This window comes from Streptomyces sp. SID5785 (genome assembly GCF_009870065.1).
Taxonomy (GTDB): Bacteria; Actinomycetota; Actinomycetes; order Streptomycetales; family Streptomycetaceae; genus Streptomyces.
In genome coordinates this window covers 1-1,395 of the sequence record NZ_WWIA01000053.1, presented here as the reverse complement: position 1 = coordinate 1,395, position 1,395 = coordinate 1, and the positions used below count along the sequence as shown (strand labels likewise).

At 70.1% G+C, this 1,395-nt stretch carries 1 protein-coding gene and 1 pseudogene; both read right to left on the bottom strand.

From position 1 onward, the window contains the following. Positions 1 to 756, bottom strand: a 756-nt coding sequence (locus tag GTW43_RS01705; RefSeq protein ID WP_161299745.1) for a diiron oxygenase, incomplete at its 3' end; no start/stop codon positions are given. 150 nt (positions 757 to 906) lie between these two features. After that, positions 907 to 1,395, bottom strand: a pseudogene (locus GTW43_RS01700) (FAD-containing monooxygenase EthA); the annotation flags it as partial.

Sequence of the window (1,395 nt, the reverse complement as noted above, 5' to 3'; positions counted from 1 at the left end):
GGCGGACCTGCGGTCGGGAATCATGATGACGTCGCACAGGGTCCGCATGATCACCGGGAAGAACACGGACAGGACGCCGCGGCGGACCTTTCCGTAGCCCGGGACGCGCAGTCGCAGGAACTCGTGGGCGAAGGAGATGTGCCGGGCCTCCTCCGCGATGTGGATCTGCATGATCCGCTGCGGGAGCGGGTGCACGGGCTCGCCGCTGCGCAGGGCGGCCTTCTGGAGGTGGTCGATGGGCTCCTCGCCCGCGAGGATGCCGGTGAAGAACACCTCGGGCCACAGCGATCCGGCCAGCGGCAGGACCCGGCTGACGTTGCGGAACCAGCGCCGCGAGCCGGGGGTGTCCACGCCGGTGCGGTTGACCAGCTCCTGGAACATCTGGGTGTGGTGCGTCTCCTCGGTGATCTCGTGGGTGAGGTACCGGAACTCGGGGTCCTGGTTGTCCACGTGGACGAGGTAGTCCAGGGCGCCGCGCATCAGCAGGTTCTCGAACTGCATGCCCGTCTTGGCGATCACGGCCCAGCGCCAGATGCCGATCCGGATCTGGGTCTCCAGCGGCTGCTCCCGGTACCAGGGGTGGGAGCCGAGGGCGTCGGCGCTGGTGAGCACCCAGCGCGGGTCGCCGGTGTCGACGGCGAACTCCGGGTCGTCCCACTTGATGTCGGTGAAGGCGTTGAAGTTGACGTTCACGGAGCCCTCGGACAGGGTCCGCAGCCGCTCGTCGTAGACCTTCCTGGTCAGGTTCGCGGTCATCTTCGTCCTCGGTGTCTGCTCGGCGGTTCCCCGGTGGGGGCGGGTGCGGGGCGGTGGTGCGGCAGTGCGGAGAATGCGGGGAGGTGCGGGGAGGTGCGGGGATGTGCGGGTGGTGCAGAGGGCGCACAGGTAACGCAGGTGGCGCCCGCGTCAGGCGGCGTTGTTCGCCGTCCCGGCGACCGGTGCGATGTCCGGGCCGCCCGCGGTTCCGGCGGCCCGGGGCGCGCCCGCCTTCTCGAAGTGCAGGGGTCCGTCGTCGATCGGGGTGTTCTGGAGCAGGGCGCGGTCGCGGTAGTAGTTGTTCCAGAGCCGCCAGGGGTCGCGGGTGCCCTGGCGCGGCATCACATCATTGGCCCGTGCGATGTAGCCGGAGGTCAGGGCCTCGCCCATCACGGAGAACGCGGAGCGGTCGGCGTCGGTGGCGACCGGCGTCGCGACGGCGTGGCCGTGGCGGCGCATGTGCGCCAGCAGGCGGGCGGTGTAGGCGGTGGCGAGGTCGGCCTTCAGGGTCCACGAGGCGTTGGTGTAGCCGATGACGAGCGACATGTTCGGCACGCCCTCCAGCAGGACCGCCTTGTAGAGGACGCGGTTCGTGACGTCCACCGGGCTGCCGTCCACGGTGAGTTCCATGCCGCCCAT